We start from the raw sequence: 5856 nt of genomic DNA, 5'->3' as shown, positions 1-5856 counted from the left end.
CAGACGGATGAGGAAGCTCCGAGCCGTGCAACCACAGGCCGGACTCGAAGCGCGGGAACCGGACAGTAGAAGACCGGCAACGAGAACTGCAACGCACACAGCGCATCGCGGAAGATGGAGAGCACAGATGCCGACTCCCCCGGAGAACCAGGGTTCCACGTCACCCGACGAGCCAGACTCGCAGGCGGAGAACCGCACCACGGAAGAGGGTACCGAGGAGCAGCCGCCCAAGCTCGTGCGCCCCGGTGAGCCGGGCTTCCCGCCGCCGCCCGAGGGCATAGTCGAGGCGGCGAAGCTGGCGCCCGGCCACTGGCTCAACGTCGTCGACCAGCAGTGGAGTGCCGAGGACGGCCAGGAGCCGCCCTCTTGGGCCACGCTCGGCCGCTGGCGCACCGACGAGAACGGGGAGATCGTCGAGTGGGAGCGGAACGACGAATACCGCCCCTCGCCCGAGAGGCTGGGATGGTCCGCACCGGTCGGCCCCGCTGACAAGGCCGTCCAGTTGGCCGCCACGGGCTACGGTCCTGAGGACGACGTCGTCCGCGCCCTCGCGGACGCCGATGTCGCCGTGTGCGTGGACGACGAGGGGGAGCCTGCCGTGGACCAGACCCCCGAGGGCGTACCCGCCGTCGCGATCTTCTCCACCTCCCCAGACCTGGAGGCGGACAACCTGCCTTTGCACGAAGTGATGCCGATGCAGGGGCTGTTGGAGCGGTTGGGGGACGACGAGGAGGTGCTGTTCCTCAGCTCCTCTGCGCCGGTGGCGCTGCTCATCAAGAGGGACGCGCTCCGCGCCGTGCCCGGGGGGCAGGAGGCGACATGAGCGGATCGCCGAGCGAGAGCGGACGGTAGGGGGTAAGCGCAGTGCCGGCGGTCCGGCGCACCAGGCAGCTGGCCGGCTCAGCTGGCCTGCGGCCACGGCCCGTTGGACCCCGGCGGTGCCTGAAGAGCCCCCGGCCGGTTCAGTCCGCCAGTACGCCCACGATGGCGCGGCGGATGGGGTCGGCCGGTGCCTCGAGGGCATCCGAGAGGGACATCGAGGAGATCTGCGGGTGGTCGAGCGAGCGCATGACCTCAGCGTAGGCAGTCGCTCGGTGATCGACGGGCGTCGATGCAACCCCGCTGTGCCGGCGAGACGGACGACCGTCAACACCCTGCCAGAACGTAGCAGTTCGCCCACGCACCAGGGCTGGCGCGAAGGGCGCAACGAACATCGTCGAGAACATCGACTTCAAGGTTCTCACCGACCCCGGCGACCCCCACCACCGACTGGGGCAGAAATTCCTCCAGTTCGCCGCCGAAACCATGGGGAATGAGCAGTCGGCCCAGGAGGCGGCGGCGGTCGTGATCGAGGCGGCACCCTCCGACGCCCCCCCGCCTCCTTCCGCGGGCGCGGCGGGGTCGGTGAGCGGACGCTGCCGATTCTGCGGTCGTCCGACATGACGCGCTGGAAGTAGGCGGGACAGTACTTCACCGGCCACAACCAGCCCGAGTGGCGGCGGAAATCTCGGCTGGGGGCGCCCGGCAGTTTATTCCGGTGCCCGGGATTATTGCCGGGACAAAATTGCCACACCTCTTCCGGGACAGGCGCGATGTTTTACACTCGGCTTGCCCGGCTGCGCGCGTGCCTGGAAAGGTGTGTGGCATGCTCGCTTCTCGTACCTGCTGCAGAACTGTGACAGGCGGAGGGGTGTTCAAGGACCGCGCGGTGTTAAGCAGATCGCACCCGGTAGATGGCGGTCGATTCCTCCCATTGGAACCGTGCATCGACCGACGGCGTCTCGATAAGAGTCTGCCGCGCTTGCGGCAGGTGACGGAGAAAGGGAATGTTCCTGCGAGGCTTGGCACCTATTCACTGCACTTACTGATCTGTGAGTCCGTCTTACGGTGGCAAAGCGGTCGGAGTTACAGGGATTATGCGGCGGATTTTCCGCCAGGAGCATCCCCGTGCAGTTGCATTTGAGAGGCAGGTATGGCGCGTATGGCAGAGTTGAAGAGGCGTAACGTCCTGCAGGGCGCGGTGGCCCTCGGAGTGGGGACGCTCACTGTGGGATGCAACCCCGATTTGGGTATCGGTAGTCCTGGTAGTCCCGGAAATTCCAGCGGTGCACCGGTTATCGCTGTCGATACCCGCAAGTCGCTCGCCAAGGTGAGCCGATTCATCACGGGGGTCAACGGCGCCAAGTGGTATGACGACGCGTACGGTATGTGGGATTCCAAGAAGAACGCCCCCGTGCCCGCGGGGGTCAGCCAGGTGAAGCGGAGCGGCATTGCGATGGTCCGCTATCCCGGTGGAACCTCGGCCAATCTGTTCAACTGGAAGAACGCGGTAGGGCCCCAAAACCAGCGGGGCGGTCAACTCGAAGGAAAGAAGGGCGCGCCGGTCGACAGCAGGTACGGTCCGGACGAGTACATGGCCTTCACGAAGGCGATCGGCGGCGAGCCGCAGATCATGGCGCCATTCGCGAATTCCACTCCTCAGGAGATCGCGGATTGGGTCGCCTACATGAACGCGCCTGAGCACACCGAATTCGGAAGGCTACGTGCGAAGAACGGCCACCCGGAGCCGTATGGAGTGCATTACTGGGAGATCGGGAACGAACTCTTCGGCAAGCACCAGCGCTACTGGATGAGTGACGACGACGAGACCGCCATGCGGCAGTACGCTTTCGGCGGCACGCAGCGCCAGATGAATCAGCCGATCGGGAAGCCGACCGACCACAGGCCCTCGGCGGCGGTCAGCAGCGGCGAGCCGCACCAGAGTTTCACTGTGTGGTATCCGCCCGTGGTGCCCAAGAGCCAGATGGTGCACATCAATCGCATGAAGTGGCACCAGGTCGACGACCTCTCCTCGGCCGGCCCGAAGCAGCGCGTCTATACCTTCGAGCCGAAGAGCGGCACCATCTGCTTCGGTGACGGCCACCACGGCAAGATACCGCCCAAGGGCGCCAAAATCACTGCCAATTATGAATCAGGCCCGCACGCCGGTTTTGTGGACTATTACAAGGCCATGAAGGAAGTCGACCCGACGATCAGCGTCCTGTCGGTATGGGCGCTCATCGGCTCGGGGAAGCTTGCGGGCGGCACAAGTTTTCCACAGCTCCTGGCGGAGCACGGTCATGCCGACCATTTCGACGGCATGAGCATCCACCCCTACACGAACTTCCAGCGGGACCTCCACGTCAAGCGTTTTCCCGACAAGCGCGCCGGACACGACTACCAGATGATCGGCGAAAAGGCCGCCGGGGGGATGGTGGAGGACCTTCAGCACGAGGTGCGCAAGTACGGCAAGCGCGGTGCCTACGTTGCGGTCTCCGAGTGCGGTGCCTTGTTCTTCGGGAAGAGCGACAAGAAGGCGTACCCGCAGTATGCGTACGCGATGTCCCACGCTCTGTACATATCCTCTCAGTGGGCGCGGTTCAGCGCCCTCGGCGTGCCGTGGACGGCGAGCAACGACCTGATCCCTCCGAAGGAAGGCATCTCGCGCGAGGTGCTCACCGGTGCCCCCGACTTCGGGCAGACGCCGGACGCGATCGTGCGAGAGCAGCTCCGGGACGTCTTCCACGGCGGCGGGCGCGTCGTGGAAAGCGGTGTGCAGAACAACATCGCGGTGTCGACCCGTGAAACGGCACTGGGAAATTCCTACGACGCGTTGGTGACGATGGCGACCGTGGACGCCGACAACAAGCTCAACATCGTCGTCATCAACCGTTCGCCCGACAAGGACATCAAGGCGAAGATCGTCACGGAGCATTTCAAGTGCTCCGGCACGGCGGAGGTATCCGTCGTCTCGGGTGACGCCTATGACGACTTCGACGACGACAAGCAGAATTCACGGTCCGTGAAGATCGAGAAGTCGCACGCCTCGCCGAAATCCGATGCATTGAATATGGCATTCCGTGCGCACTCCGTGACCCTGATCCGGCTCAACGGGAGCTGACGGCCCGCTTGCGAGCGGCCGACGCTTGCAGAAGGAAAGGGAATCCGAGCGCCGGGAATAATTGCGGACGTGGTTTCGGGTATAGCCTCGGCTCCTGAGGGGTGAGAGCATCGAGCGGAGTTTCGATGGCGAGCTGCGTTCCCCCGGAATTTCCAGGGCGTAAGCCATCCACGCAGAGCGTTCAAAAATTGTGCAACCAATGGGGAGGGCTGTTCATGCCTCGTATTCATCGTCGGCGAACTATCTACTTCGCCTTGCTCGTCGCTTTGTCCTCGACATTGATGACGTCCTGTAATGGAGGCACGGACAGCGCCTCGTCAGGGGGAGACCAGAAGGCTTCGTCCTCGTCGCCCGCCGACTCCCCAGGCGCGAACGGCGGCAGCCCGGACGCGAACGGGGGGAGCCCGGACGCGAACGGCGGGAAGAAGCCCAACATCCTCTACGTGCTCACCGATGACCTGTCGTGGAATCTGGTGAAGTACATGCCGCACGTCCAGCAGTTGATGCAGAAGGGGACGACGTTCTCGAACTTCTTCGCCACCGACTCGCAGTGCTGCCCCTCGCGTTCGTCGATCCTCACCGGTGAGTTCCCGCACAACACTGGCGTGTACGACAACGCGGGCAACGACGGCGGGTATGGCGCGTTCAAGTCGCACGGGAACGAGAAGAAGTGCTTCGGGGCCCGGCTCCAGAAGGCCGGCTACCAGACCGGGTTCATGGGCAAGTACCTCAATGAGTACAACCCGGCCAAGACGCAGGGGACGTCGTCGCCGTTCGTTCCGCCGGGCTGGAACGAGTGGGACGTGGCCGGCAACGGCTACCCGGAGTACAACTACAAGATCAACGAGAATCATCATGTGGAGAAGAAGGGCCACTCTCCCCAGGACTACCTCACCGATGTGATCTCGGACCGGGCAACGAAGTTCATCGACCAGTCGGCGAAGTCGCACAAGCCGTTCATGCTGGAGACGGCCACCTTCGCCCCGCACGCTCCCGCCACTCCCGCGCCGGAGGACATGGGCAAGTTCGGCGGCACGAAGGCTCCGGAAAACTCCGCCTACGGCAAGGCGACCGAGAACGCCCCGAAGTGGCAGCAGAGCCTTAAGCCGCTGACGGACCAGCAGAAGGCCTCGATCGACAAGAAGTTCCGCAAGCGCGTGCGCTCCGTCCAGGCGGTGGACCGGATGATCGGCCACCTGGAACAGCAGCTCAAGGCCAACGGCCAGGACAAGGACACGTACCTTGTCTTCGGCTCGGACAACGGCTTCCACATGGGCGAGCACAACCTGCTTCCGGGTAAGCAGACCATCTACGACAGCGACATCCAGGTGCCGATGATGGTCACGGGCCCCGGGGTTCCTGCGAATAGGAAGGTTTCAGCGCTGGCGCAGAACACCGACATGAACCCCACCTTCCAGGAACTGGCGGGCCTCAAGCCCTCCTCCACCTCGGTCGACGGCAGGAGCCTGGCCGGCCTCATGCAAGGCAAGTCGGAGAGCGACTGGCGCAAGTCGGTGCTGGTCGAGCACCACCACGCGGACGACGCGACGGGCGACCCCGACAAGCAGAAGCGGGAGGAGGGCGACCCGCCGGATTACATGGCGATCCGCACGGACAGCGAGGTGTACGCGGAGTACTCCGACGGTGAGAAGGAGTACTACACCCCGAATTCCGACCCGGACGAGACGGACAACAAGATCGGGTCCCTCTCCCCGGCGAAGCGCGACGCCCTGCACAAGAAGCTGCTGGCGCTCCACCACTGCAAGGGCCAGGAGAGCTGCAAGAAGGCAGCGCAGTAGCGGGCAAGCACAACGACCGCTGCATCAAGGCCAGTTGGTCAGGGGCTGCGCGGGGTCACCCCCGATTGACACGCCGAGCGCCCGGCGGGGTGTGTCGGTGGTGGCTTATTTATAAAA

Annotated in this window: 3 protein-coding genes; all 3 read left to right on the top strand. The window is 64.3% G+C overall.

Features of this window, described 5'->3' with window-relative positions; translation table 11 throughout:
- Positions 1-127 precede the first annotated feature (127 nt).
- On the top strand, positions 128-823 hold the full coding sequence (locus ACWGI6_RS09885) for a type VII secretion system-associated protein (RefSeq protein WP_453267012.1): 696 nt from the start codon (positions 128-130) through the stop codon (positions 821-823).
- A 1158-nt stretch (positions 824-1981) separates the two neighbouring features.
- Entirely contained in the window at positions 1982-3940 is a 1959-nt protein-coding gene (locus ACWGI6_RS09880) for a hypothetical protein (protein WP_453267011.1), read from the top strand.
- Positions 3941-4221: 281 nt separating this feature from the next.
- Complete coding sequence (locus tag ACWGI6_RS09875; RefSeq protein ID WP_453267010.1) at positions 4222-5739, top strand: sulfatase family protein; 1518 nt, start codon at positions 4222-4224, stop codon at positions 5737-5739.
- The last annotated feature ends 117 nt before the right edge of the window (positions 5740-5856 follow it).

The organism is Streptomyces sp. NPDC054786 (assembly GCF_053611685.1).
This window is presented reverse-complemented; position numbering and strand designations above follow the sequence as displayed.

Excerpts from the sequence above, each read along its gene's own strand:
- ACWGI6_RS09885 (WP_453267012.1), top strand. The coding sequence starts at position 128 with ATGCCGACTCCCCCGGAGAACCAGGGTTCCACGTCACCCGACGAGCCA.
- ACWGI6_RS09880 (WP_453267011.1), top strand. The coding sequence starts at position 1,982 with ATGGCAGAGTTGAAGAGGCGTAACGTCCTGCAGGGCGCGGTGGCCCTC.
- ACWGI6_RS09875 (WP_453267010.1), top strand. The coding sequence starts at position 4,222 with ATGACGTCCTGTAATGGAGGCACGGACAGCGCCTCGTCAGGGGGAGAC.